19 protein-coding genes are annotated in these 25,504 nt (G+C 70.0%); 2 read left to right on the top strand and 17 right to left on the bottom strand.

Going from position 1 to position 25,504, the window contains the following annotated elements:
• Positions 1-107: 107 nt before the first annotated feature.
• From mmsB to FHX71_RS26365, 8 genes are all read right to left on the bottom strand, one after another.
• A complete protein-coding gene (mmsB, locus tag FHX71_RS26400; RefSeq protein WP_182620460.1) occupies positions 108-1,289 on the bottom strand; it encodes a multiple monosaccharide ABC transporter permease in 1,182 nt (393 codons plus the stop codon).
• A complete protein-coding gene (mmsA, locus tag FHX71_RS26395; protein WP_182620459.1) occupies positions 1,286-2,866 on the bottom strand; it encodes a multiple monosaccharide ABC transporter ATP-binding protein in 1,581 nt (526 codons plus the stop codon). The genes mmsB and mmsA overlap by 4 nt, the downstream gene beginning before the upstream one ends.
• Before the next feature lie 190 nt (positions 2,867-3,056).
• Positions 3,057-4,226 carry a multiple monosaccharide ABC transporter substrate-binding protein gene (gene chvE / locus FHX71_RS26390; RefSeq protein ID WP_246403559.1) on the bottom strand — a complete coding sequence of 390 codons (1,170 nt, stop codon included), beginning with the start codon at positions 4,224-4,226 and terminating at the stop codon, positions 3,057-3,059.
• 280 nt (positions 4,227-4,506) lie between these two features.
• Positions 4,507-5,418 carry a carbohydrate ABC transporter permease gene (locus FHX71_RS26385; RefSeq protein WP_182620458.1) on the bottom strand — a complete coding sequence of 304 codons (912 nt, stop codon included), beginning with the start codon at positions 5,416-5,418 and terminating at the stop codon, positions 4,507-4,509.
• On the bottom strand, positions 5,418-6,365 hold the full coding sequence (locus FHX71_RS26380) for a carbohydrate ABC transporter permease (RefSeq protein WP_182620457.1): 948 nt from the start codon (positions 6,363-6,365) through the stop codon (positions 5,418-5,420). The genes FHX71_RS26385 and FHX71_RS26380 overlap by 1 nt, the downstream gene beginning before the upstream one ends.
• Positions 6,362-7,720, bottom strand: coding sequence for an ABC transporter substrate-binding protein (locus tag FHX71_RS26375; RefSeq protein ID WP_182620456.1), 1,359 nt, complete (start codon positions 7,718-7,720; stop codon positions 6,362-6,364). The genes FHX71_RS26380 and FHX71_RS26375 overlap by 4 nt, the downstream gene beginning before the upstream one ends.
• Positions 7,721-7,966: 246 nt before the next feature.
• Positions 7,967-8,311: a hypothetical protein gene (locus tag FHX71_RS26370; protein WP_182620455.1), complete on the bottom strand. Its 345-nt coding sequence runs from the start codon at positions 8,309-8,311 to the stop codon at positions 7,967-7,969.
• A gap of 13 nt (positions 8,312-8,324) precedes the next feature.
• Positions 8,325-9,401 carry a LacI family DNA-binding transcriptional regulator gene (locus FHX71_RS26365; protein WP_312877231.1) on the bottom strand — a complete coding sequence of 359 codons (1,077 nt, stop codon included), beginning with the start codon at positions 9,399-9,401 and terminating at the stop codon, positions 8,325-8,327.
• Between the two features lie 116 nt (positions 9,402-9,517).
• On the opposite strand from FHX71_RS26365, the gene arfA reads away from it, so the two are divergent.
• Positions 9,518-11,053, top strand: coding sequence for an arabinosylfuranosidase ArfA (gene arfA, locus FHX71_RS26360; RefSeq protein ID WP_182620454.1), 1,536 nt, complete (start codon positions 9,518-9,520; stop codon positions 11,051-11,053).
• Positions 11,054-11,188: 135 nt separating this feature from the next.
• On the opposite strand, the gene FHX71_RS26355 is transcribed toward arfA, so the two are convergent.
• The 6 genes from FHX71_RS26355 to FHX71_RS26330 all read right to left on the bottom strand — a co-directional run bounded on the left by FHX71_RS26355 (position 11,189) and on the right by FHX71_RS26330 (position 20,460).
• Positions 11,189-11,968: a GTP pyrophosphokinase gene (locus tag FHX71_RS26355; protein ID WP_312877230.1), complete on the bottom strand. Its 780-nt coding sequence runs from the start codon at positions 11,966-11,968 to the stop codon at positions 11,189-11,191.
• A 46-nt stretch (positions 11,969-12,014) separates the two neighbouring features.
• Positions 12,015-15,572 (bottom strand): alpha-L-arabinofuranosidase family protein, encoded by a 3,558-nt coding sequence (locus tag FHX71_RS29570; protein ID WP_220490489.1) that lies wholly within the window; start codon positions 15,570-15,572, stop codon positions 12,015-12,017.
• 132 nt (positions 15,573-15,704) lie between these two features.
• Positions 15,705-16,712: a galactofuranose ABC transporter, permease protein YjfF gene (gene yjfF, locus FHX71_RS26345; RefSeq protein ID WP_182620453.1), complete on the bottom strand. Its 1,008-nt coding sequence runs from the start codon at positions 16,710-16,712 to the stop codon at positions 15,705-15,707.
• The gene (locus FHX71_RS26340; protein ID WP_246403558.1) at positions 16,712-17,806 is read right to left on the bottom strand and encodes an ABC transporter permease; all 1,095 of its coding nucleotides are present in this window, start codon (positions 17,804-17,806) and stop codon (positions 16,712-16,714) included. The genes yjfF and FHX71_RS26340 overlap by 1 nt, the downstream gene beginning before the upstream one ends.
• Positions 17,803-19,329 carry a sugar ABC transporter ATP-binding protein gene (locus FHX71_RS26335; protein WP_182620452.1) on the bottom strand — a complete coding sequence of 509 codons (1,527 nt, stop codon included), beginning with the start codon at positions 19,327-19,329 and terminating at the stop codon, positions 17,803-17,805. The genes FHX71_RS26340 and FHX71_RS26335 overlap by 4 nt, the downstream gene beginning before the upstream one ends.
• 126 nt (positions 19,330-19,455) lie before the next feature.
• Complete coding sequence (locus FHX71_RS26330; RefSeq protein ID WP_182620451.1) at positions 19,456-20,460, bottom strand: ABC transporter substrate-binding protein; 1,005 nt, start codon at positions 20,458-20,460, stop codon at positions 19,456-19,458.
• Positions 20,461-20,752: 292 nt separating this feature from the next.
• Between FHX71_RS26330 and FHX71_RS26325 the strand changes: the two genes are divergently transcribed.
• Complete coding sequence (locus FHX71_RS26325; protein ID WP_182620450.1) at positions 20,753-21,442, top strand: GOLPH3/VPS74 family protein; 690 nt, start codon at positions 20,753-20,755, stop codon at positions 21,440-21,442.
• A 96-nt stretch (positions 21,443-21,538) separates the two neighbouring features.
• On the opposite strand, the gene araA is transcribed toward FHX71_RS26325, so the two are convergent.
• From araA to FHX71_RS26310, 3 genes are read right to left on the bottom strand one after another with little or no spacing between them, the layout of a single operon-like run.
• A complete protein-coding gene (gene araA, locus FHX71_RS26320) occupies positions 21,539-23,053 on the bottom strand; it encodes an L-arabinose isomerase (RefSeq protein ID WP_182620449.1) in 1,515 nt (504 codons plus the stop codon).
• Positions 23,050-23,790: an L-ribulose-5-phosphate 4-epimerase gene (locus tag FHX71_RS26315; protein WP_182620448.1), complete on the bottom strand. Its 741-nt coding sequence runs from the start codon at positions 23,788-23,790 to the stop codon at positions 23,050-23,052. The genes araA and FHX71_RS26315 overlap by 4 nt, the downstream gene beginning before the upstream one ends.
• Positions 23,790-25,454, bottom strand: a complete 1,665-nt coding sequence (locus FHX71_RS26310; protein WP_182620447.1) for a xylulokinase — start codon at positions 25,452-25,454, stop codon at positions 23,790-23,792. Before FHX71_RS26310 ends, FHX71_RS26315 begins: the two co-directional genes overlap by 1 nt.
• Positions 25,455-25,504 lie beyond the last annotated feature (50 nt).

The following is a 25,504-nucleotide window of genomic DNA, read 5'->3' as shown; positions in this document are numbered from 1 at the left end:
GAGCACGCCGAAGTAGAACCACAGCGAGGTAGAACTGTGGCGAGGTAGGACCGCAGCCCTGTGCTGCGGTCCTACCTCGCCACAGTTCTACCTCGGCGGGACGAGTGTCAGCGGGTGGCGGACGCCCGCTTCTTGTTCCACACGTCGAACGCGACAGCCAGGAGCAGCACGATGCCCTTGACGATCTGCTGCGTCGACTGGTCGACGCCCATGAGCGACATGCCGTTCGACATGACGGCCATGATCAGACCGCCGACCATCGCGCCGGTCACGGTGCCGATGCCGCCGGTCACGGCGGCGCCACCGATGAAGCACGCCGCGATGGCGTCGAGCTCGAACATGTTGCCGGCACCCGGCTGGGCGGCGCTGGAGCGGGCCGAGAACACGATGCCCGCGATCGAGGCCAGGAAGCCCATGTTCACGAACATCCAGAAGTTCACGCGCTTGACCCGGACGCCGGAGAGCTGCGCCGCGGCGAGGTTGCCGCCGATGGCGTAGACGTGGCGGCCGAACACGCTGTGCTTGGTGACCAGCGTGTAGGCCAGGACCAGCACGGCCAGGATGATCAGCACCGCGGGCAGGCCGCGGTACGTGGCGAGGTTGTACGCGAACCACATGACGACGGCGGCGACCACGACCAGCTTCAGCACGAACAGCACCGGAGCCTCGACCGCCTGGTTGTAGGCGATCCGGGCGCGGCGGGTGCGCCACGAGTTGTACGCGAAGCCGAGCACGCCGATCGCGAAGATGACGAGCGTGAAGGTGTCGTAGCCGTAGCCGCCGAGCAGGCCGTTGAAGAAGCCCGTGGCGATGCTCGTGTACTCGCTCGGGAACGGCGAGAGCGAGACGTTGTTCAGCACCTGGAGCGTGAGGCCGCGGAACAGGAGCATGCCTGCCAACGTCACGATGAACGCTGGGATCCCTACGTACGCGACCCAGAACCCTTGCCAGGCCCCGACCAGCAGTCCCGTGCCGAGCGCCGCGAGCACGCCGACCCACCAGGGCATGCCGTTCCGGACGATGACGACGGCGGCGATGGCGCCGGTGAGCGCGACCACCGAACCCACCGACAGGTCGATGTGCCCGCCGATGATGATGATCACCATGCCGATGGCGAGGATCAGGATGTACGAGAACTGCAGCACGAGGCTGGTGAGGTTGCGCGAGCTGAGCAGCAGTCCGTCGGTCAGCACCGAGAACAGCACGATGATCAGCACGAACGCGATGTAGATACCGCTGGTGCGGATGTTCCGGGTGAGCAGGTCCCGGATGTTGGCGATGCCGGTCATGCCGTCGCCTCCTGCGTCTCCTGCGTGGTCTCCTGCGTCATGAGAGCCATGAGTCCTTCCTGGGTGGCGGAGGGCACGTCGACCTCGCCAGTGATGCGGCCGAAGGCCAGGGTGTAGATGCGGTCGCAGATCCCGAGGAGCTCGGGAAGCTCCGACGAGATGACCAGCACGGCCTTCCCTGCCGCGACCAGCTCGTTGATGATGGTGTAGATCTCGTACTTGGCGCCGACGTCGATGCCGCGGGTGGGCTCGTCGAGGATCAGCACCTCAGGGGCGGTGTACAGCCACTTGGACAGCACGACCTTCTGCTGGTTGCCGCCCGAGAGCTTGCCCACCTCCGTCAGCACGTTGGGGGTGCGGATGTTCATGGACGCGCGGTACTCCTCCGCGACCTTGAGCTCCTCGTTCTCGTCCACGAAGCCGTTCTTCGCCAGCTTGCCGAGGCCCGCCGCCGAGATGTTCCGGCGGATGTCCTCGATGAGGTTGAGCCCGTACTGCTTACGGTCCTCCGACACGTAGGCGATGCCCGCCTTGATGGCGTCCGGCACGTTGTGCACGTCGACCTGCTGACCGTGGATGTACGCCGTGCCGCTGATGTCACGGCCGTAGGAGCGGCCGAACAGCGACATCGCGAGCTCGGTGCGTCCGGCGCCCATGAGGCCGGCGATGCCGACCACCTCGCCGGCGCGGACGTTCAGGTTCGCCTTCTCGACGATGACGCGCCCGGGCTGGGTCGGGTGGTAGACCGTCCAGTCCTCGACGCGGAGCACCTCCTCGCCGGGGTTCGAGACCCGGTCGGGGTAGCGGTTGTCGAGGTCACGCCCCACCATGCCGCGGATGATGCGGTTCTGGACCGCCTCGGACGACGCACCCGCGGTGGCCATGTCGAAGGTCTCGATGGACCGGCCGTCACGGATGATCGTGGTGCGGTCCGCGATCTCGGCGATCTCGGCCAGCTTGTGGGAGATCATGATCGAGGTGATCCCCTGCTCCTTGAACTGCCGGAGCAGGCCGAGCAGGTGCTCGGAGTCGTTGTCGTTCAGCGCCGCCGTCGGCTCGTCGAGGATGAGCAGGCGCACGTCCTTGGAGATCGCCTTCGCGATCTCCACGAGCTGCTGCTTGCCCACGCCCAGCGCGGAGATCGGCGTCGTCGGCGACTCGCTCAGGCCGACCCGCGCGAGCAGCTCGGCCGCCTCGGCGTTGGTCCTGTTCCAGTCGATGGCGCCGCCGGCCCGGAGGCGCTCGTTCCCGAGGAAGATGTTCTCGGCGATCGACAGGTACGGGACGAGGGCGAGCTCCTGGTGGATGATCACCACGCCCAGCGCCTCGGAGTCGTTGATGGTGCCGAACTGGGCGGTCTCGCCGTCGAGCACGATGTCGCCCTCGTAGGTGCCGTGCGGGTAGACGCCCGACAGCACCTTCATGAGGGTGGACTTGCCCGCCCCGTTCTCGCCGCAGATCGCGTGGATCTCGCCCCGGCGGACGGTGAGGTTGACGTCCTGGAGTGCCTTGACCCCAGGAAATGTCTTGGTGATGCCGCGCATCTCGAGGATGTCGGTCGGCGCCGAATCGGCCATGCCAGTCCTTGTCGCGTACTTGTCGCCAATAGAGAGGGTGCGAGACCCGGCCCGTCCGCCCGACGATTCGGTCACGGTGGCCGATCGGCGGTCGGGCTTGTCGAGACCTGGGTCTCGACAAGCCCGACCACCGATCGGCCACCACGTCTCAGCGGTGTCGAGCCGGTGTTCGCGAGGAGGTCGGTCGGACCTACTCGTCGACCTGACCCGAGGCGACCTCTTCCTCGGTGAGGTAGCCGGAGTCGACCAGCTCGGCCTGCAGGTTGTCCGCGGTCACGATCACCGTGGGCAGGAGGTACGACGGCACGACGATGGGGCCGTTGTCGTACGTCTCGGTGTCGTTCGCCTCGGGCTCGTTGCCCTCGAGGTAGGCCGTGGCGGCCGTGACGGCCTGCTCGGCCAGCAGACGCGTGTCCTTGAAGATCGTCGAGTACTGGTCACCGTCGACGATCAGCTTGGCCGACGCCGCCTCGGCGTCCTGGCCGGTGATGACGGGCATCGCCAGGTCACCCTTGCCGTAGCCGGAGTTCTGCAGGGCTGTAATGATGCCGCGCGAGATCACGTCGGCCGGGGCCAGCACGCCGTCGACGTTCACGTCACCCTTGGTGTACGTGGAGGTCAGCAGATCCTCCATGCGGCTCTGCGCACGCTCCTGCTCCCAGCGCTGGATGGCGACGGTGCCGAAGTCGGTCTGCCCCGACGGGACGACGAGCGTCTCGTCGTCGATGTACGGCTGGAGCACGGACATGGCGCCGTCGAAGAAGAATCCGGCGTTGTTGTCGTCGGGCGAGCCGGCGAACAGCTCGACATTGAACGGGCCCTCGGACGCGTCAGCGGCCTCCTCGCCGTTCTCGTCGAGGATGCCCAGGCCGGTCAGCAGCGAGGTACCCTGCTGCACGCCGACCTCGTAGTTGTCGAAGGTGACGTAGAAGTCGACGTTCTCCGAGTCGCGGATCAGGCGGTCGTACGAGATGACCGGGATGTCAGCGGCAGCGGCGGCCTCGAGCTGGCTGCCCAGCGCGGTGCCGTCGATCGAGGCGATGATGAGCGCCTCGGCACCCTTGTTGATCATCGCGTCGATCTGCTGCTGCTGGGTCGGGATGTTGTCACCCGCGAACTGCAGGTCGACCTCGTAGCCGGCTTCCTCGAGCCCGGTCTTCACGGCGTCGCCGTCCGCGATCCACCGCTCGTACGTCTCGGTGGGCATGGCCACACCCACAAGGCCGCCCTCTTCACCATCGCCGGCGCCGCCACCAGCGCCACCACCGGCACCGCCGCCACCGCACGCGGTCAGCGAGACGGCCATCGCGCCCGTCGCCAGCGCGGCCAGACCACGCGTAGCCCACAGCTTCCTTGCCATGACTTCTCCTCTTCGAGTGTTCCCCGGGCAACGTCTCTGCAACCCGGCCGACTTCACTTTGTGAACGCAACAGATTGTGAACGCTCACAAGCCCATTGGTCAAAGTCGCGCCGGCTGAACCCCGCCACGACCGTTCGGTGACGGGGTTCACGGTAGCCGTGGTCCGGGAAAAGTTAGGAACACTTCTTGAATGGTTACGGCATCGAGACCGTCAACCGTTCAAGACATGTGTCAAGGAAGTCCGGGGCTCGGCCGGCCCGACGCGCGGGCCGGCCGGGCCTCACCGGACGCTGCCGAGCGACAGCCCGCCCTGCCAGTACCTCTGCAACGAGAGAAACGCCGCGACCAGCGGAACCACGGACAGGAAGGAGCCCGTGACGATCAGGTTCCACACCTGCTCGCCGCCCGCTCCGGCGTTCGAGAGGGCCTGCCAGTTGTAGATGCCGACCGTCACGGGCAGCAGGTTGGGGTCCCTCAGGACCGCCAGCGGGAGGAAGAAGTTGTTCCATGTCGCGACCGTTGTGAGGAGCAGGACGGTCACGATCGCCGGCCGCAGCAGGGGCAGCACCACCTGGAAGAAGAGACGAAGTTCACCCGCTCCGTCGACCCGGCCGGCGTCGAGCACCTCCTCCGGCACCGCGTCCTGGGCGTAGACCCGCACGAGGTAGACGCCGACCGGGCTCAGCAGCGACGGCAGGATCACCGCCCACATGGTGTTGAGCAGACCCATCCCGCTCAGCAGCACGAAGGTGGGGATCACAAGCGCCGTCATGGGCACCATGACCGAGCCGAGCAGCAGCGCGAAGAACGCGGACCGCCCCCGGAACCGGTACTTGGCGAGGCCGTAGCCCGCGAGCACCGAGAGCGCCGTCGCGCCCACCCCGCCCGCGATCGCGTACACGAACGAGTTGCGGAACCAGGTCCAGTAGATGCCGCCCTGGTGGGTGAACAGCCCCGTGACGTTGTCCCAGAGCGCGAAGTCCGAGCCGAACCAGAGCGCGTCCCCGGCGAACAGGCCGGCGTTGGTCTTGGTGGACGCCACGGCGAGCCACCAGAGCGGCACCACGAAGTAGATCGCGAGCAGCACGAGCACCACGTGCGAGCCGAGGCGCCGCCCCTGGCCCACGGGGGCCGAGGTCTCGCGTGCCGCACGGTCAGTACGGGACCTGGAGAGAAGGGTGGAGGTCGCCATCACTTGAGCCCGCTCTGCTTGCGCGTCAGGAACAGGAACACGTACGAGCCCACGAACACGAGGAACCCGAGGGAGAACGCCAGCGTCGAGGCGTAGTTGAACTGGCTGTAGTTGAACGCCGTGGCGAACGCGTACATGTTCGGGGTGTAGTCGGACGGGATGGCGCCCTGCGCGGAGGACCGCAGGACCTGCGGCTCCGTGAAGAATTGCAGGGTGCCGATCAGGGCGAAGACCACGATCATCACCATCGACGACGAGATCATCGGCACCTTGATGCGCAGCGCGATCTGCCGGCCGTCCGCGCCGTCGAGCACCGCGGCCTCGTAGACCGACGGGTCGATCGACCGCAGCGCGGCGTAGATGATGATCATGTAGTAGCCCACCCACTGCCAGGTCACGATGTTGACCAGCGACCCGAAGATGTTGGCGGAGCTGAGGAAGTCCGGCGCCGCCAGGCCCACCAGCCCGAACACGTCCTGCGCCGGGCCGAACCGCGGGCTGTACAGGAAGCCCCACATGAGCGCCCCGATGACCGCCGGGATCGCGTACGGCACGAAGATCAGCAGCCGCGTGGCCCGGCTCAGGCGGGTGGCGAGGGTGTCGAGCAGGAGCGCCGCGACGAGCGCGACCACGATCTGCACCGGCACCATGACCAGCACGAACCGGAGCACCCGCCACAGGCCCTCCAGGAACACCGGGTCCGTGAACGCCTTGACGTAGTTGTCGGCGCCCACGAACACGCTGCGCCCGGCCGTGGCGATGCCCTTGTTGTGCAGGCTCATCCACAGCGCGTAGCCCAGCGGCAGCACCAGGAACACGGCGAACACCGCGGCGAACGGCGCCACGTAGACGTATCCCCAGCGCTGCCGCCGGCTGGCGATCTTGCTGGTGGGGCGGGTCGCGGACGGCGCGGCGGCGCTCTTGCCCACGCTCGTTCGTGAGCTCATTCGGAGACCGTGAAGCCCTGCTCGGTGGCGTACCGCACCAGCCCGTCCTGGACGGTGCCGAGCGCCGTGGCCGCGTCGGTGCCGTTCTGGACCATGTCGTACAGGGCCTGGGTCTGCTGGTCGTAGGCGTAGACCTGGAACGGGCTGAACGAGAAGCCCTCGTACCCGTTGGCCGCGTCGAGGAACACCTCCTCGTTGATCTTCTGCCCGCCGAAGAACGGCGCCTCGAGACCCGTGAACCAGTCCGACTCGAGCATCGGCTTCCACTGCGGCCACAGGGCCGCCTCCTCGACGCCGAGCCGCCACGCCTCGTCGGTGTCGAACAGCTCCTTGGCCACGGTCGCGGCGGCCTCCGGCTGCTCGGACTGCGCGGTCACCGCGAAGGTCGAGCCGCCCCAGTTCACCTGCACCGGGTTCTCCGGGTCCCACTGCGGCAGCGGGGCCGCGCGCCACTCGGCGTCGGCGTCCGCCTCCGACAGGCCCTGCAGGTAGCCGGGGCCCCAGGCGGCCGCGAGGTAGACGGCGTAGGTGCCGTCGACGAGCGCCGCGTTGTAGTCGGTGGTGAAGGCGTCCTCGGTGGCCACCAGGTCGTCGTCGACCAGGCCCTTCCAGTAGCTCAGGACCTCCTCGGCCTCCGGGCTGTCGACCGTGATGCCCACCTCGGTGGGCTTGGCGGCGTCGTACTGGAACGGCTCCCAGCCGTTCTGCGCGAACAGCGCGTAGTTGAGCGCGTTGCCGTTGGTCGGGAAGTCGGTGATGTGCCCCTCGAAGCCGGCGTCGCGCAGGTCCTGGGCGGCGGTCGCGAACTCGTCCCAGGTGGTCGGCACCTCGACGCCGTACTCCTCGAAGATGTCGGCGCGGTAGAGCATGCCCATGGGGCCGCCGTCCACGGGGATCGCGTACACCGCGTCACCGTTGGAGACGTCGGACCAGGAACCCGGCGTGTAGTCGCCCTCCAGCTCGCCGGCGCCGTACTCGGACAGGTCCACGAGGGACTCGAGGATCGTGAAGGTGGGCAGCACCTCGGCCTCGAGCATGATGACGTCGGGCGCGCCGGTGCCGGCCTCGATCGCGGTCTGGAACTTGTTGTACTCGTCCGCGCCCTGGCCCGCGTTGGTCCAGCAGACCTGCAGGTCCGTGTGGGTCTCGTTGAAGTTGTCCACGACGGACTCGAACGCCGGGTACCACGCCCACACGGTCACCTGGGCGGCGTCCGGCTGCTTGATCTCGTTGGTGCAGGTCGCCTCCGCGGCGCTCCCGCCTCCGCCCCCGCCGGAGCAGGCCGTGAGGCCGATGGCGGAGACGGCTACGGCGGCTGCGGCAGCCACGCCTCGGCGTCGGGCAGAAGTACGCATCCGAGTCCTCCTTGATTCGGTGCTCCGCGGTCGGGGACCACGGCGCTCCCGGCGTCGTCACCGGGTCACTTTTCAACGTTGTAGGAAACGCCGGGCACCGTTCTACCGGCAACCATGCCGCCGTGGCAAGAGTTTGTTTGCGGTGATCGGCAGTTCGTCAGGTGATCGGCAGTCCGAGGTACCGATCACCTGACGAACTACCGATCACCCGGGCGGGAGCCAGCGCAGGGCCGGGCGAGGTGCCGGTCAGGCCCCGGCACTCCGGATCCGGCGGCCGACGACGTCCGACGTCCAGCTCACGGCGGCGAAGACCGCCATGCCGCCGCCGGACACGGCCAGGACGGCGATCGTCGGGTTGATCCAGCCCGGAATCAGGTCATAGTGCTCGTTGCACATGTTGTGAAGCGGGTACAACGGCGGCGGCCCGCTCCACTCGCGGTGCCGGTAGTCCCCGTCGTACGGCTGCCCGTGGACCTGCTGGCACGTCTCGTCAAGCTCGTTGATCCCGAAGCTCCCGGCGATCCCGTATCCCCAGACGGCGACGGCCGCGAGCAGCGCGACCAGCCCCCGTCGAAACCAGGTGCGAGGCATACTCCTACCCACGTCAGGCCCAGGTCATGTCGACGGCCACCTGTTCCGTGCCGCCCTGCTGGACGCCGACGACCTCGCCGTCCTCGCCCGTGGACTCCCGGCCCACGATCCGCGAGTCCGGCACCACCCGGCGGAACGGCGCGGGGTCACCGGTCGCGCCGATGCGCTCCAGCAGCAGCTCGACGGCCGTGTGCGCGATCTGGTCGCGCCCCGGGTCCACGGACGAGAGCGCGGGCACGGAGTAGCGCGCGTCGTCGACGTCGTCGAAACCGATGAGCGCCACCTGGCCCGGCACGTCGATGCGGTGGGCGTGCAGGGCGTGCAGCGCACCGAGGGCCAGCGCGTCGTTGAGCGCGAAGACGGCGTCGATCTCCACGCCGTCGTCGAGCATGCGGCTCATCGTCTCGGCGCCGGTCGAGCGGTGCCACAGGCCGGCCTCGCCGACGAGCGCGGGGTCGAACGGCAGCCCGGCCTCGGCCAACCCCTCGCGGTACCCCTCGGTCCGCAGCGCCGCGGAACCGACCTGCTCCCCCTCGTGCGCCCCGATGACCGCGATCCGGCGTCGGCCCAGCGACGCCAGGTGGAGGGTCGCCGCCTTGGCGGCGGCCACGTTGTTCATGGTCACGTGGTCGGCGGGCGCCCCGAACACGCGCTCGCCGAGGATCACCAGCGGGAAGTCCACGGTGAACAGGCCGATGTCGTCGGGGCCGAGCGCCAGTGGCGAGAAGATCAGCCCGTCGGTGAGGTGCCGGCGGCGGCCCGAGAGGACCTCCGTCTCCCGCTCGCGGCTCGCGCTGGTCTGCTCGATGAGCACGGTCCAGCCGGCGGCGTCGGCGGCGGAGATGACGGCGTCGGCGAGCTCCGCGAAGTACGGGAGCGACAGCTCGGGGACCGCGAGAGTGATCAGCCCGGTGCGCCGCGTGCGCAGGTTCCGCGCGGACATGTTGACGCGGTAGCCGAGCTCCTCGATCGCCGCCTCGACGCGCTCCTTGGTGGCGGCGCGGATGTACGGATAGCCGTTCACCACGTTCGACACGGTCTTGATCGAGACGCCGGCGCGTTGCGCCACGTCGTGCATCGTCACGGCCACGCTGCCAGCCTCCGGTCGGCGAGTTTTTCCACAGGGTAGAGGACGGGCATCGCTGCCGCGCCGTCCATCGGCTAGTGTGCAACGTTGTAGAACCGCCGACCGATCAGCGAGGAACAATGACGACCTCCCGCACCCGCGTCCTGCTGCACCCCGACTTCACCGTCGGCACCGTCGACCGCCGCCTCTTCGGCTCCTTCGTGGAGCACCTGGGCCGCGCGGTCTACACGGGCATCCACGAACCCGGCCACCCGACGTCGGACGAGCACGGGTTCCGCCGTGACGTCGCCGACCTGACCCGCGAGCTGGGCGTCACGACCGTGCGCTACCCCGGCGGCAACTTCGTGTCGAACTACCGCTGGGAGGACGCCGTCGGGCCGGTGGACCAGCGCAAGCCGTTCCTCGACCTGGCCTGGCGCACCGTCGAGCCCAACCTGGTGGGCACCGACGAGTTCCTGCAGTGGGCCGAGCGCGAGGGCATCCAGCCGATGATGGCGGTCAACCTCGGCACCCGTGGCGTCGAGGAGGCCGTGGCACTCCTGGAGTACTGCAACGGCGAGGCCGGCACCCGGTGGGCCGACCTGCGCATCGCGAACGGCCGCGAGAAGCCCTACGGGGTCAAGCTCTGGTGCCTGGGCAACGAGATGGACGGCCCGTGGCAGATCGGCCACAAGGACGCGCACGAGTACGGCAAGCTCGCCCGCAACGCCGGCGCCGCGATGAAGCTCGTGGACCCGTCGATCGAGCTCGTGGCCTGCGGCTCCTCGTCGATGCAGATGACGACGTTCGGCGAGTGGGAGCGCACCGTCCTGGAGTACACCTACGACCTGGTGGACCACATCTCGATGCACGCCTACTACGAGGAGGTCGACGGCGATCGCGCCTCGTTCCTCGGCTCGGGCACCGCGATGGACCGGTTCATCGAGCGGGTGGTGTCGTCCGCCGACGCCGTGGGGGCGCAGCGCCGCTCGGACAAGAAGATCACCGTCAGCTTCGACGAGTGGAACGTCTGGTACCTGACGACCCGGTTCCCGGGCGAGGAGAACCTGCCGATCCAGCGGGACGCGCCGCACATCATCGAGGACGTCTACTCGGGGCTCGACGCCGTGGTGGTGGGCGACCTGCTGGTCACGCTGCTGAACCACGCCGACCGCGTGCCGGTGGCGTGCCTCGCGCAGCTCGTCAACGTGATCGCGCCCATCATGACCGAGCCGGGCGGCGAGGCCTGGCGGCAGCCCACGTTCCACCCGTTCGCGACGACGGCGCGGCTCGCCCAGGGCGAGGCCCTCGACCTGCGCGTGACGACGCCGACCATCACGACCAAGGCGCACGGCGAGGTGCCGTCCGTGACGGCGGCGGCCACCCTGGCGGACGGCGCCGTGGCCCTGTTCCTGACCAACCGCTCCCCGGAGCCGGTCGAGATCGAGGTGGCGCACCTGGGTGCGGCCCTGGAGGTCACCGACGGCTGGTCGATGACGGCGGACCACGAACCCGCCGTCGCCGGCCCCGCGCACGCCGAGAAGGTGGCGCAGGACCACTGGGGCGCCTTCGACGTCGCGGGCCGGGTCGCCGCGGGCGACGGGACGACCACGACGGTGACGCTGCCGCCGGAGTCCTGGACGGCCCTGGCGGGCACCCTCACGTCGGCGAAGTAGAACCCTGGCGAGATAGAACCGCAGCGAAGTAGAACCGCAGCGAGATAGAACTCCAGCTGTCGCCGAGTTCTATCTCGCTGCGGTTCTATCTCGCCCTGGTTCTACTTCGCTGCGGTTCTACCTCGGCGGAGAGAGTCAGGACTCGCTGTCGAAGCCGAAGCCGCCGTCGGCCTCCGCCGCGCGCCAGAAGTCGCGCAGCATCTCCTCCGGGGTGTGCAGGTTGTGCCGGCTCGCGACCGGTTCCTCGTCGCCCGAGATCGCCTTGACCTCGTCGTGGATGCGTTCCATCGAGGTGTCGAGCGACCACGCGACGTCGGCGGCCAGCTTGAGCGAGTCCGTCAGGTGCCGGGGTACGTCGCCGTCGTACTTGTAGTAGATCTTGTGCTCCAGGCTCGCCCAGAAGTCCATCGCGATGGTCCGCAGCTGGATCTCGACGATGACCTTCTCCACCCGGTCGGACAGGTAGACGGGGATCTGCACGATGAGGTGCAGCGACTTGTACCCGGTCGCCTTCGGGTGCTTGATGTAGTCGCGCTCCTCGAGCAGCGTCAGGTCCGCCTGCTGGAGCAGCATGTCGCGCACCAGGTAGATGTCGTTGACGAAGCTGCAGGTGATCCGCACCCCGGCGATGTCGAACATCTGGCCCCGCACGCCGTCGGGCGTCAGCGGGATGCCCTTGCGCCGGCACTTCGCGACGATCGACTCGAACGACTTGAGCCGCGACCCCACGTGCTCCACGGGGTTGTAGTTCTGCATGTGCCGGAACTCGTCCCGGAGGATCGAGATCTTGGTCATGACCTCGTCGATGCCGAACTTGTAGGTCAGCACCAGGCGGCGGAGGTCGGCGACCAGCTGACGCAGCTCGGCAGGATCAGGCATGGGGCGTTCCCGGACGTCCTCGGGCAGCTTGCTCACGGGACCACCGTACGGGTTGACGGTGGTCCCGTGGGCGTGAAATCCGCTATCTCTCCTGAAGACGAAGGAACGTGACCGAGTGCGCCGGGAAGTCGTACGTGAACGCCGAGCCGCCGCCGGAGCGGGACACGTCGAGCCTCGTCCGTCCCTCCACGGGGACCACCCGTTCGGGCTGCGTCTTCGTGTTCCGGGCCGACGGCGCCCCGGCCATCTCGGTCACCTCGACCCGGGACCGCACCTCGGCACCGGCGACCGAGACCGACGTCCGCGCGACCGACTCGTACGGGTTGACCACCTTGAGCACCAGGTCACCCGTCCGCTCGTCCCGCGTGACCACCTGGTACAGCGACTCGGTGGCCGGCTCGGTATAGGTCATCTGCAGCGCGCCGTCGAGGTAGAGCCTGATGGTGCGGCCCGAGACCACGATCTTGACGTGGTAGTCCCGGCCCGTCTGCATCGCGTGCCCCTCCACGGCCGCCACCTCGTTCGCGGAGCTGTTGTCGGCCCGCTGCAGCGCCTGCCGGGTGTTGTTCCAGCCGCCGAGGTTCCACCAGTAGAAGTCGTCCCGGCCGCCGGCGGCGAAGCCGATCAGGAACGCCTCGCTGCCGCCCAGCTTCCGGGCGTCGAGCTCCAGGGTGTAGTTGTCCCAGTCCTTGGCGTAGGCGTCGGTGATGATCGAGCGGGCGTCGGTGACGTTCCCCGCCGACTGCACGTACTCGCCGTCGGCCACGGCCCACGAGCCGGACTGCGGGTCCCAGCCCGACGCGTCGTCGAACGAGTCCGAGAACAGCACGTCGCCGGACGCGTTGTCGGTGACCACGACGTCGTCGTACGCCGCCCGGGTGTTCCACGTGGACAGGAAGACGCCGCCCGAGAGGTCGGCCGGGGTCTCCTCCGGGCCGTCGTGCGTGGACGGGACAACCTCGTCGCCCGTGTTCGTCATGAACATCTTCTGCGTCCAGTACGACGTCGAGCCCCACGACTCGTCGTTGTCGAACCACATCATGTCCGGGGACCACTGCACGTGGTCCTCGTTGGCGAACATCGGCGCGTACGAGGCGAGCTCGACCAGGTCGGCGTTGCGCTCGATCCCGGTCATGTACGCGGCCTCGGACAGCGCGTTGGACCACGCGTTGCCCCGCGAGGCGTACTCGCCGAGGAACACGTGCGGGCCCTCGCGGTCGTAGGAGTCGTACCGCTCGGTGTTCGACAGGAACCACGACGGGTCGTTGTAGTAGTGCTCGTCGACCATCGCGACGCCCTGCTCGCGGTTGAACTCCCACAGCTCGTCGAACCGGGCGCCGGCGTCGTCCGGGCCGGAGTTCGAGATCACGGTGACCTCCGGGTGCGCCGCCTCGACGGCGTCCCGGAACCGCGGGAAGTTGGCCTGGAAGGTGTCGGTGTTCTCCTCGTTGCCCAGCCCGATGTACCGGAGGCCGAACGGCTCGGGGTGCCCGAGCGACGCCCGCACCTTGCCCCACTTCGTGCGCACGGAGCCGTTGGCGAACTCGATGAGGTCCACGGTGTCCTGCACCCAGCGGTCGATGCGGACGTCGTCGGTCATCTCGGGGATGGTGCTGCCGCAGCCGTTGGCGCCCACCGACAGGACGGGGAGCGGCGTCGCGCCCAGGTCCTCCGCGAACTCGAAGTACTCCAGGTAGCCCAGGCCGTAGGTCTGGTTGTAGCCCCAGAAGTTCCAGTTCGTGGGCCGCTCCTCGACCGGCCCGATGGTCTCCTTCCACTGGTAGGTCCGACGACGGTCGGCGCCGTCGGACTCCAGGTACGTGTCGAAGGTGCCCACGTTGGTGACGCACCCGCCGGGGAAGCGCAGGAACGACGGCTCCAGCTCGGCGACCTTCTGGGCGAGGTCCGCGCGCAGCGCCGAGCGGCCGTTGACCGGACCCACCCAGGTGTCGCGCGGGAACAGGGAGACCATGTCGAGGCGCAGCGTGCCGCGAGCGCCGCCCGTCACGACGAGCCGCGCATCGGTCACGGTGCGGTTCGCGGTGAGGGTGGCCGTGTGCTTCCTCCAGCGGTCGGAGCCGTTGACCTGCACCGTCGTCGAGGCGTAGGTGGTGCCGCCGTCGGGCGACTCCAGGCTGACGGCGAGGCGCTGCCCGCGCTCGGCGCGGGCGAAGACCGAGAAGTCGTACTTCTTCCGCTTCTCGATCGCGAGCCCATCGTTGAAGCCCGCGTTCCGCACGCCGACGCCGGGGCCGTCTGCCTGGATCGTCAGAGAGGCCCGGTTCGACGCGTTGAGCCACTCGCCGCGCTCGGACCCGACGACGGCGGTGCCGGTGGACCCGCGGCGTTGCACCACGTCCCAGCCGGTCATCCCGGTGAAGCTCGCGTTGTCGGTGGCGGCGAACTCGAAGGACCTGTTGCGCACCAGCTCGGCGTACAGGCCGCCGTCGGCCGCGTAGTTGATGTCCTCGTAGAAGACGCCGTACAGGTCGTCGCTCATCTGCGTGCCGGCGGCCGCGGCGTCGACCTCCAGGGTGTGCTCCTGGACCGGGGTCTCGGCCGGCGGGTACGCGGCGAGCAGGCGCTCCCGCTCCTCGGCGGTGATCGGCAGCACGGTGCCGTGCCGGGGGCTGGCGGGCAGGATCGCGTCGAGGTTGGCGGTCCACTCGCCGCTGCTCAGGTCGTCGGTCTCGAAGAGCATGTAGCCCTGGCCGCCGTGGTAGCTCGGCTGGTCCTGGAGCAGGAACCAGCGGTCGTCGGTGAGCGACGGGAACAGCGTGGGCCCCTCGCCGCCGGTGAACGTGCCGCCCCACGGGTTGGGCTGCCCGAACCCGACGCGCTCCTTGATGAGGTCCCAGCCGTCGCCGTCGGACACACCCTGGGTGCGGCGCAGGTCGGTGGACGACTCCTGCCGCATCCCCATGTACGACTCGTCCTTGGTGAGGCGGTAGTAGACGCCGCCCTCCTCCTGGACGGTGGAGTCGATCATGCCCAGGCCGTCGCCCTGCGGCTCGTCGATCCACGGCCGCGGCTCCGAGAAGGTCTCGAAGTCGGTGGTGGTCGCGTACAGCATGCGCTGGTAGGAGTCGCGGATGTCGCGCTCGGCGGGCGGGACGTCGTCGGGGTAGAGCGCCGAGGCCCAGTAGACGACGAACTCCCCCGCAGCCTCGTCCCAGTACGCCTCGGGGGCCCACAGGTTGCCGGCGTTCTCGGGGGCCAGCTCGATCTCGCGCTGCTCGCCCCAGTCCACCAGGTCGGTCGACTCCCAGACCATGATCGAGCGGCTGCCGGTCTCCTGGGCGTCGCCGAAGTTGCCGCCGCCGTAGATCTGCAGGTCGGTGGCGAGCAGGTAGTACGTGCCGTCGCCGCCGCGGATCAGGAACGGGTCGCGCAGGCCCCTCGTCCCGAGGTCGGAGGTGAGCACGGGCTCGCCGCCGTTCAGCGTGGTCCACTCCAGCGGGTCGGGGCCGTCCGAGACGGCGAACGAGATGGTCTCGCCGTCGGCGGTGGACTCGCCGGTGAAGTAGGGGAAGAAATAGGCACCCGTGGCGGTGCCCGACGGCGGGGCGGCCGGTCCCGCCGGGGTCGTGGCTGCCGCCACCCCGGGGACGACCAGCCCCAGGCTCAGTGCTGCCGCCACGAGGGAGGTCCTGCGTCTGGTGGATCTCTTCATCGTTGTACTCCGTTTCGTCACGTCGTCGTGGCTTTCGGATGGGACTACGCCCCTGACTCGCCGCGGACGGTGCGGCGAGTCAGGGGTGGGGTACGAGGGTTACGTACGGCGGAGGCTCAGGACGCGCTGGAGCAGCACGAAGATCAGCAGCAGCACGCCGATCACGATCTTGGTCCACCAGGAGCTGAGGGTGCCCTCGAACGTGATGATGGTCTGGATCAGACCGAGCACGAGCACGCCCAGCACGGAGCCGAGCACGAACCCGGTGCCGCCCGTGAGCAGCGTGCCGCCGATGACGACGGCGGCGATGGCGTCGAGCTCCATGCCGACGCCGGTCAGCGAGTACCCGGACCGGGAGAACATCGCGAACAGCAGGCCGCCGAGCCCGGCGAACGTGCCGCTGACGACGTAGGCAAGCACCTTGGTGCGCGCCACGGGCAGACCCATGAGCAGCGCGGACTGCTCGCCGCCGCCGATCGCGTAGACGGTGCGGCCGAACCGCGTGAAGTGCAGCACCAGGAAGCCGAGGCCCACCACGATCAGCGCGATCAGCACGCTGGACGTCATGCGCCACTGCCCGAAGATCTGCACCCAGGTGGCCAGCTCGATGAACGCCGGGTCGGCGATCCCGATGGACTCCGGCGCGATGAGGAAGCACAGCCCCCGCGCGAGGAACATGCCCGCGAGGGTCGCGACGAACGGCTGCACCTGGAAGTAGTGGATCATCACGCCGTGCGCCAGGCCGATCACCGTCCCGGCGAGCACGGCGAGCGGGATCACCACGGCCACGGGGAGCCCCGCCTGGAGCAGCGCCGCGGTGATCACCGTGGACAGCGCCAGGACCGACCCGACCGACAGGTCGATGCCGCCCGTGAGGATCACGAACGTCATGCCCACCGCGAGCACGATGAGGTGCGCGTTGTTGATGAACAGGTTCGAGATCACGGCGGGCGTCAGGAAGTTCTCGTACCGGGTGCCGCCCACGACGAGCATGAGGGCGAGCACCACGAACGTGCCCAGCACCGGCAGGTAGCGCCGGTCCAGCCGGGTCGGGAGCCGCAGCCCGCGCCGGGCGCGCGGGGTACGGGCGGGGGCCGACGTCGCCATCAGGCCTTCACCTCCGTCGGGTCGGTGGTCGGGTCGGTGGTCGAGCCCGGGGTCGGACCCGGACCCGCGGCGGGCCGCGACCCGGGCGGCGTCGCGACCTGGCGGCGCCGGGCCGTGAGCCGCTCCCGCATCCGGGGCGACTGGAGCAGCGTCACCGCGATGACGACGAGCGCCATGAACAGCGGCGTGACCAGGGGCGAGATGCCGAGCACGGTGACGGTCCGCTCAAGGGTGGCGATGACCAGCGCGCCGACGAGGGTGCCCGACAGGCTGAACTTGCCGCCCGAGAGCGCCGTCCCGCCGATCACCACCGCGAGGATCGCGTCGAGCTCGATGAACAGGCCGGCGTTGTTGGCGTCTGCCGCCATCGTGTCGGCGCTGATCAGCAGGCCCGCCAGGCCCGCGAACAGGCCCGACGCCGTGTAGACGGTCCAGGTCAGCGTCCGGGACCGGACACCGGACAGCCGGCTCGCGGCGGGGTTGATGCCCGTGGCCTCCAGCAGCATGCCGAGCGCGGTGCGCCGCACCACGAAGGCGACGACGGCGAACACGCCGAACGCGAGCACGGCCGCCGCGGGCAGGCCGAGCCAGAACCCGGAGCCCAGCACCTTGAAGGGCGTGCTGTTGACCGTGGTGATCATGCCGTTGGTGATGAGCATCGCGACGCCGCGGCCCGCCGTCATCAGGATGAGCGTCGCGATGATCGGCTGGATGCCGAGCACGGACACCAGGAACCCGTTCCACACGCCGAGCAGCAGGCACAGCACCAGTGCGAGCGCGATGGCGGTGAGCACCGTGACGGGCGAGTCGGGGTTCGGCGACGACGCGATGTGCGACAGCGCGACCGCCCCCGAGACCGCGACCACCGCGCCGACCGAGAGGTCGATGCCGCGCGTCGCGATCACCAGGGTCATGCCGAGCGCGACGAGCAGCAGGGGCGCCGTCGTCCGCAGGATGTCGACCGGGGCGCCGAACAGGTGGCCGTCCCGGACGGTGACCGCCAGGAAGCCGGGCCTCGCGATCGTGTTGGCGACCAGCAGCACGACGAGCGCGGCCACGGGCCAGAACAGGTGGTGGCGCAGGACGTCCCTCATGCCGCCCCACCTCCCGCGATGAGGTCGACCACCTGGTCCATCGTGGCTCCGTTCCCGTCGATCTCCGCCACCTTGCGGCGGTCGCGCAGCACCGCGATGCGGTGCGAGATGCGCAGCACCTCCTCCAGCTCCGCCGAGATGAAGACGACGGACATGCCGTCGGCGGCCAGCTCGGCCACGAGCTTCTGGATCTCCGCCTTGGCGCCCACGTCGATGCCGCGCGTCGGCTCGTCGAGCACGAGCAGCCGCGGGGCGGTGGCGAGCCACCGCGCGAGCACCACCTTCTGCTGGTTGCCGCCGGACAGGTTGCGCAGCAGCGCCTCCGGGTCGGCGGGCCGGATGCCGAGCTGCTGGATGTACCTCGCGACCAGCTCGTCCACCTGCTTGCGGGGCAGCGGCCGCATCCAGCCGCGCTCCGCCTGGAGGGCGAGCACGATGTTCTCCCGCACGGTGAGGCCGTCGACGACGCCCTCGCCCTTGCGGTCCTCGGACGTGTACGCGATGCGGTGCCGCATCGCCGCGCGCGGGTTGCGCAGCCGCGTCGGCCGCCCGGCCACGCGGGCCTGTCCGACGTCGGCCCGGTCCGCGCCCGTGAGCAGGCGCGCCAGCTCCGTGCGGCCCGACCCGAGCAGCCCGGCCAGGCCGACCACCTCGCCCTCGTAGAGGTCGAGGTCGAACGGCTGCACCGAACCCTTGCGGCCCAGGCCCACGACCCCCAGCAACGGGGTGGCGCCGGCCGGTCGCTCCGCCTGCTCCAGCACCTCCTCGGCGGCCTCCAGGACGTCCATCGAGCGGCCGATCATGTGCTGCACCAGCTCGGCGGCCGGCAGGTCGGCGGTCACGTACTCCCCCACGAGGGTGCCGTTGCGCAGCACCGTCATGCGGTCGGACACCTCGTAGACCTGGTCCAGGAAGTGGCTGACGAACAGGATGGCGACGCCCTCGTCACGCAGGCCGCGCATGACGGTGAACAGGTGCGCCACCTCGTCGGTGTCCAGGCTGGAGGTCGGCTCGTCGAGGATCAGCACCTTGCAGTCGCCCACCGTGGCGCGGCAGATCGCGACGAGCTGCTGCACCGCCAGCGAGTGCGACCCGAGGGACGACGACGGGTCGATGTCCAGGCCCATCCGCCGCAGGTGCGTGGCCGCCTGCCGGCGGATCGCCCGCCAGTTCAGGCCGCCCAGCACGCGCGGCTCCGCGCCGAGCATGATGTTCTCCGCGACCGTGAGGTTCTCGCAGAGGTTGACCTCCTGGTACACGGTGCTGACGCCGTGCGCGCGGGCGTCGGCCGGTCCGGAGAACCGGCGCTCGACGCCGTCGACGCGGATGGTCCCCGCCGTCGGCGAGTGGATGCCCGTCAGGGCCTTGATCAGGGTGGACTTGCCGGCGCCGTTCTCGCCCATGAGGGCGTGGATCTCGCCGGGGTGCAGGCTGAAGTCGACGCCGTCAAGGGCCTTGACCGGCGGGAACTCGACGCTGATGCCCGTCAGCTCGACGACGGGTGGTGCTGTCTGCTGGGTCATCCTCGACCTTCTTACGTGGCCCCCGGGTTGCGGACCCACCCGCTGGTCGAGCTTGTCGAGACCTGGGTCTCGGCAAGCTCGACCGGCGGACGCGGCTCACGAGCGCGGGGGTTGGCGGCAGGGGCGTCAGTACTCGCGGGTGGGCAGCGCTTCCTTGGCCGCCGCCTGGTCGAACGCCTCGTCCTTGACGACGATGCGCTTCTCGACCTCCTCGCCGGCGAGGACCTTCTTGGTGATGTCCGCCAGGTCCGGGCCGAGCAGCGGGTTGCACTCGACGATGTAGTTGATCTTGCCGTCGGCGAGCGCCTGCATGCCGTCCTTGACGGCGTCGATCGTGATGATCTTGATGTCCTCGCCCGGCGTCATGCCGGCGGCCTCGATGGCCTCGATGGCGCCGAGCCCCATGTCGTCGTTGTGCGCGAACACGAGGTCGATGTCGTCGTGGGCGTTGAGGAAGCCCTCCATGACGGTCTTGCCCTCGGCCCGCGTGAAGTTGCCGGTCTGGCTGTCGATGATCTCGATGTCGGAGCCCGCGATGGCCGACTCGAAGCCGTCCTTGCGGTCGATCGCCGGGGCGGCGCCCGTGGTGCCCTGGAGCTCGACGGCCTGGTAGCCCTCGCCGTCGTACTGCTCGGCCGCCCACTGGCCGGCCATCTCGCCCTCGAGCACGAAGTCGGAGCCGATGAACGACTCGTAGAGGGTCTCGTCGCTGGAGTCGACGGCGCGGTCCGTGAGGATCACGGGGATGCCGGCGTCCTTGGCCTCCTGCAGGACGGCGTCCCAGCCGGTCTCGACCACCGGGGAGAACGCGATGACGTCCACCTGCTGCGCGATGTAGGAGCGGATCGCCTGGATCTGGTTCTCCTGCTTCTGCTGCGCGTCGGAGAACTTGAGGTCGAAGCCGTTCTCCGCGGTGAGCGTGTCCTGGATGGACTTCGTGTTGGCGGCGCGCCACCCGGACTCGGCGCCCACCTGGGAGAACCCGAGGGTGATGACGCCGTCGTCGGCGGCGTTGGTCTCACCGCCACCGCCGGTCTGGGTGCCGGCGTCCGAGCTGCACGCGCCGAGCGCGAACAGTGCTGCTGCCGATACTGCGGCCAGGACGGTACGGGTCAGGGTCGTGCGTGCCATGTCTCCTCCTTGAGATCCCGCACGGCATCGTGCGAGTGCTAGCGGCAGTTTGCCCGGTTCGAATGTTAGCGCTCACAAATTGGCTCCGAAAGTGGGCCACGTCACATTCGAGTAACGAGTCTGTCGGGTTTGCCCCACTCCGAGCAGGGGATTCGCCAAATCCGGCGAAACAGGCATGCGCCGCTCGTCTCCGCCCCGTGGGGGTGCCGGGTTCCTCCGCGCGGGGGATCTCGCGGCCGCGCGCGGCGTGGTCTGCTGGAACCCACAGCCACGACGACCGGGAGGGACCACCATGGAGATCGGCCTCGCCGAGGAGTACCTGCTCCTCGCGCTCGACGACGCCTCGGGCCGGCCGCTGCTCAGCACGCAGCACCTGCAGCTCGCGCTGACCGGGGCGTCGGTCGCCCAGCTCACGCTGGACGGCGCCCTCGACGTCTCCGACGGCGCCGACGGCGGTCAGAAGGGCCGGTTCCGGGTGACCGGCCGGTCCACGCCGTCGGACCCGGTGCAGCGCGAGATCCTCGGGCTCCTGGACGGCCGGCGGCCCAAGGACGCGATCGGGAAGGTCGGGCAGGGCAGGGTCGCCCGGACGCTGCGCGACGCGCTGCTGCAGGGGCTGGCCGCGCGGGGCGTGCTGCGGGAGGAGCAGGTCAAGGTGCTCGGGCTGTTCCCCAGCACCACGTGGCCCGCGCACGACCCCGCGCCGGAGGCCGCCGTCCGCGAGCGCGTGCTGGCGGCGCTGACCGGCGACACGGCGCCCGACGAGCGGACGGCGGCCCTCGTCTCGCTGCTGCTCGCGACCGACCTGACCCGCAAGATCTACCCGGACCAGGACCGGCGCGAGCTGAAGCGGCGCGCCAAGGAGATCGCGGAGTCGGAGTGGGCGGGCGCCGCGGTGAAGCGGGCGATCGACGACCTCAACGCGGTGATGATCGCGGTCATGGCCTCGTCGACGGCCGCGACCACGGCGGGCACCACCTGACGAGTACCGCTGGTCGAGCCTGTCGAGACCTCGAGCCTGTCGAGACCTCGAGCCTGTCGAGACCCGGGTCTCGACAAGCTCGACCAGCGGTAGGGGTCAGAAGCCCTGGGCCAGGCGGTAGTACGCCTGGTTGTGCCGCACCTGGTCGGCGAAGCCGCGGCGCGTCGTGTCCTCGTCGATGACCAGCAGCTCGGTGCGCGCGATGTCCGCGAACACCTCGAACGCCTCGATGCCGGCGGCCGTCGACATGACGGTGTGGTGCGCGCCGCCCGCCGTCAGCCACGACTCGGCGGAGACCTCGAACGACGGCCGGGGCGCCCACATGGCGCGGGCCACGGGCAGGTTCGGCAGGTCGCGCGGCGGCGTGACGACGTCGACCACGTTCGCCGTCAGGCGGAACCGGTCGCGCATGTCGGCGAGCGACACGACGACGGCGCCCTCGACGGCGTCCGCGGAGAACACCATGCGGACCGGGTCCTCCTTGCCGCCGATACCCAGCGGGTGCACCTCGATGCGCGGCGTCGAGGTGGTCAGCGACGGGCAGACCTCCAGCATGTGCGCGCCGAGGATCAGCTCGGAGCCCGGGGTGAGGTCGTAGGTGTAGTCCTCCATCAGGGAGGCGCCGCCCGGGAGCCCCTCGCCCATGACCTTGGCCGCGCGCACGAGCACCGCCGTCTTCCAGTCGCCCTCGGCGCCGAAGCCGTAGCCCTTCTCCATCAGGCGCTGCACCGCGAGGCCGGGGAGCTGGCGCAGGGCGCCGAGGTCCTCGAAGTTGGTCGTGAACGCCTTGGCGCCGGCCGCCTCCAGGAAGCCCTCCAGGGCGATCTCCTGGCGCGCGGCGTAGCGCAGCGAGTCGTGCCGCTCGGCGCCGGCCCGCAGTTCGGGGGCGACGTCGTACCTCGCCTCGTACTCCGCGACGAGCGCGTCGATCGCGGTCTCCTCGACGGCGTCGACCGCCGCGACCAGCTCGTTCACGCCCCAGGTGTTCACCGAGACGCCGAACCGCAGCTCGGCCTCGGTCTTGTCGCCCTCGGTGACCGCGACGTTGCGCATGTTGTCGCCGAACCGGACCAGCTTGAGCTCGTGCGTGGCGGCCCAGCCGGCCGCGCCGCGCACCCAGGTGCCCACCCGGCGGGTCACGGCCGGGTTGGAGACGTGCCCCACCACCGTGGTCCGCGCGACGCCGAGCCGCGTGGCGATGTACGCGTACTCGCGGTCACCGTGCGCGGCCTGGTTGAGGTTCATGAAGTCCATGTCGATGTCGTCCCAGGGGAGCTCGACGTTCGCCTGCGTGTGCAGGTGCAGCAGCGGCTTGCGCAGCGCGTCCAGGCCCGCGATCCACATCTTGGCGGGGCTGAACGTGTGCATCCAGGTGATGACGCCCAGCACCTTGTCGTCACCGTTCGCGTCCAGCATGGCGCGGCGGATGGCCGACGAGTCCTTCAGGACGGGCTTCCACACGACCTTGACCGGCACGTCGGAGGACTCGCCCAGCACGCGGGCGACCTCCTGCGACTGCTCCGCGACCTGGGCGAGCGTCTCCTCGCCATAGAGGTCCTGGCTCCCGGTGAGGAACCAGACCTCACGGTCCGCGTAGGGCTTGGTGCTCATGCCTGTCCTTCCGTGGTGGTCGCGGCCTGCTGGCCGTAGACGTTCTGGTAGCGGTCGTAGAGGGCGTCGATGTGCTGCTGCTCGATGGGCAGGGGGTCGCCGAGCTGGCGCGCGACGTGCACCGTGCGGGCCACCTCCTCGACCATGACGGCGGCCTTCACGGCTGCGCGCGCGTCCTTGCCGATGGTGAACGGGCCGTGGTTCTGCATCAGCACGGCGGGGCTGCGGTGGCCGCTCAGCGTCTCGACGATGCCCCGGCCGATCGAGTCGTCGCCGATGATCGCGAACGGGCCCACCGGGACCGGCCCGCCGAACTCGTCGGCCATCATCGTCAGCACGCAGGGCACCTCCTCGCCACGCGCGGCCCACGCCGTCGCGTACGTCGAGTGCGTGTGCACGACGCCGCCCACCTCGGGCATGTGCGTGTACACGTAGGCGTGCGCCGCGGTGTCCGACGACGGCGCCCGCGTACCGTCGACGAGGGTCCCGTCGAGGTCGCAGACCACCATGTCGGCCGGGGTGAGGTCGTCGTACGAGACACCCGACGGCTTGATGACGAACAGGTCGGCGCTGCCGTCCGGCACGTCGATGTTCGGCACCCGCTGCGACACGTTGCCCGCGGTCCAGACCACCAGGTCCCAGCGCGGCAGCTCGGCGTGCAGGTCCGAGACGACGGCGCGGACGCGCGCCACCTCCTCCTGGACCGCCTGCGAGTAGTCGGTCAGTGTCTTGCTCATCAGTGGATCTCCTGCGTCGTGTCTCGGTTCCGCAGCGCGGCGACGGCGGCGCGCTCGACCGCCAGGCCCGCGCTGTAGCGCTCCAGGAAGGCGGCGAAGCCCGCCACGTCGGCGGCGTCGGGCTCGACGACGTCGAGCGCGGCGTCCGCGAACACTTCGGCGCCCAGGTACTCGCCCAGGCTCTGCCCGGGCAGCTCGGCGCCCCGCGCCGAGGCCCGGTAGGCGGCCAGCACCGCGATGCCCCAGGCCCCGCCCTCGCCGGCCGTGCGGCCCACGGCCACCGGCGCGCCGAGCGCCGCGGCCAGCAGGCGCTGGGCCACGCCCGCGGTCTTGAACATGCCGCCGTGCGCGAACATCGCGTCCAGCTCGACCTGCTCCTGCGCGAGCACGCGCATGCCCAGGCTCAGGGTACCGAACGCGCTGTACACCTGGGTGCGGGCGAAGTTGGCGAGCGTGAGCCGGCTGTCCGGGGTGCGCGTGAACAGCGGGCGCCCGGCCTCCAGGCCGGTGATCGGCTCGCCCGACAGGTAGTTGTAGGCGAGCAGGCCGCCGCCGTCGGCGTCCCCGTCCAGGGCGGACCGCAGGAACGCCTCGAAGACGGCGCCCGGCTCGGCGGGCTGCCCCAGGGCCGCCGCGAACTGGCCGAAGACCTCGGCCCAGACGCCCAGCTCGCTGGCCCCGTTGTTGCAGTGCACCATCGCCACGAGGTCGCCCGCGGGGGTGGTGACGACGTCCAGCTCCTCGTGCACGCGCTCCAGCGGCTTCTCCAGGACGACCATCGCGAAGATGCTGGTCCCGGCGCTGACGTTGCCTGTGCGCGGCGCCACCGAGTTGGTCGCGACCATGCCGGTGCCGGCGTCGCCCTCGGGCGGGCAGAACGGGATGCCCGGCCGGAGCGTGCCCGACGGGTCCAGCAGGGCCGCACCCTCCTCGGTGAGCGCACCGGCGTCCGCGCCGGCCGGCAGGACACCGGGCAGCAGGTCCGCGATGCCGCGGCCGAAGCCGCGGCCGGCGGCCGCCTCGTCGAACTGCGCCAGCATCCGCGGGTCGTACTCCCGGGTCGCAGCGTCGATCGGGAACATGCCCGAGGCGTCGCCCACGCCGAGCACCTGCTGCCCGGTGAGCCGCCAGTGCACGTACCCGGCGAGCGTCGTGACGTGCCGCACCTGCGGCACGTGCGCCTCCTCGTCGAGGATCGCCTGGTACAGGTGCGCGACCGACCAGCGCAGCGGCACGTTGTGGCCGAACAGGCCGGTCAGCTCCGTGGCCGCCCGCTCGGTGCTCGTGTTCCGCCAGGTCCGGAACGGGACCAGCAGCTCGTCGTCGGCGTCGAACGCGAGGTAGCCGTGCATCATCGCCGAGACGCCGAGGGCGCCGAACGTGGCGGGCCGCACGCCGTACTGCTCCTCGACGTCGGCCAGCAGCGCCGCGACCGCCCCCCGCAGGCCGGACCAGACGGCCTCCAGCGAGTAGGTCCACACGTCGTCGACGAGCTGGTTCTCCCAGTCGTGGCTGCCGCTCGCGAGCGGCGCGTTGTCCGGTCCGACCAGGCACGCCTTGATCCGGGTGGAGCCGAGCTCGATGCCGAGGGCGGTCCGCCCCTGCTCGATCGCCTCCCGGTGGTCCGCGAGCCGCGCCGCCCCTTCGTCCTGCCGCTCCACCATCGTGGACCGCTCCGTCCTGCCCGCACCGTCGCGAGGCGTAGCTCGTGTCT

It is taken from the genome of Promicromonospora sukumoe (assembly GCF_014137995.1).
Classification (GTDB): Bacteria; Actinomycetota; Actinomycetes; order Actinomycetales; family Cellulomonadaceae; genus Promicromonospora; species Promicromonospora sukumoe.
The sequence above is the reverse complement of the archived record's forward strand: the minus strand, read 5'-3'. Positions and strand labels throughout refer to the sequence as shown.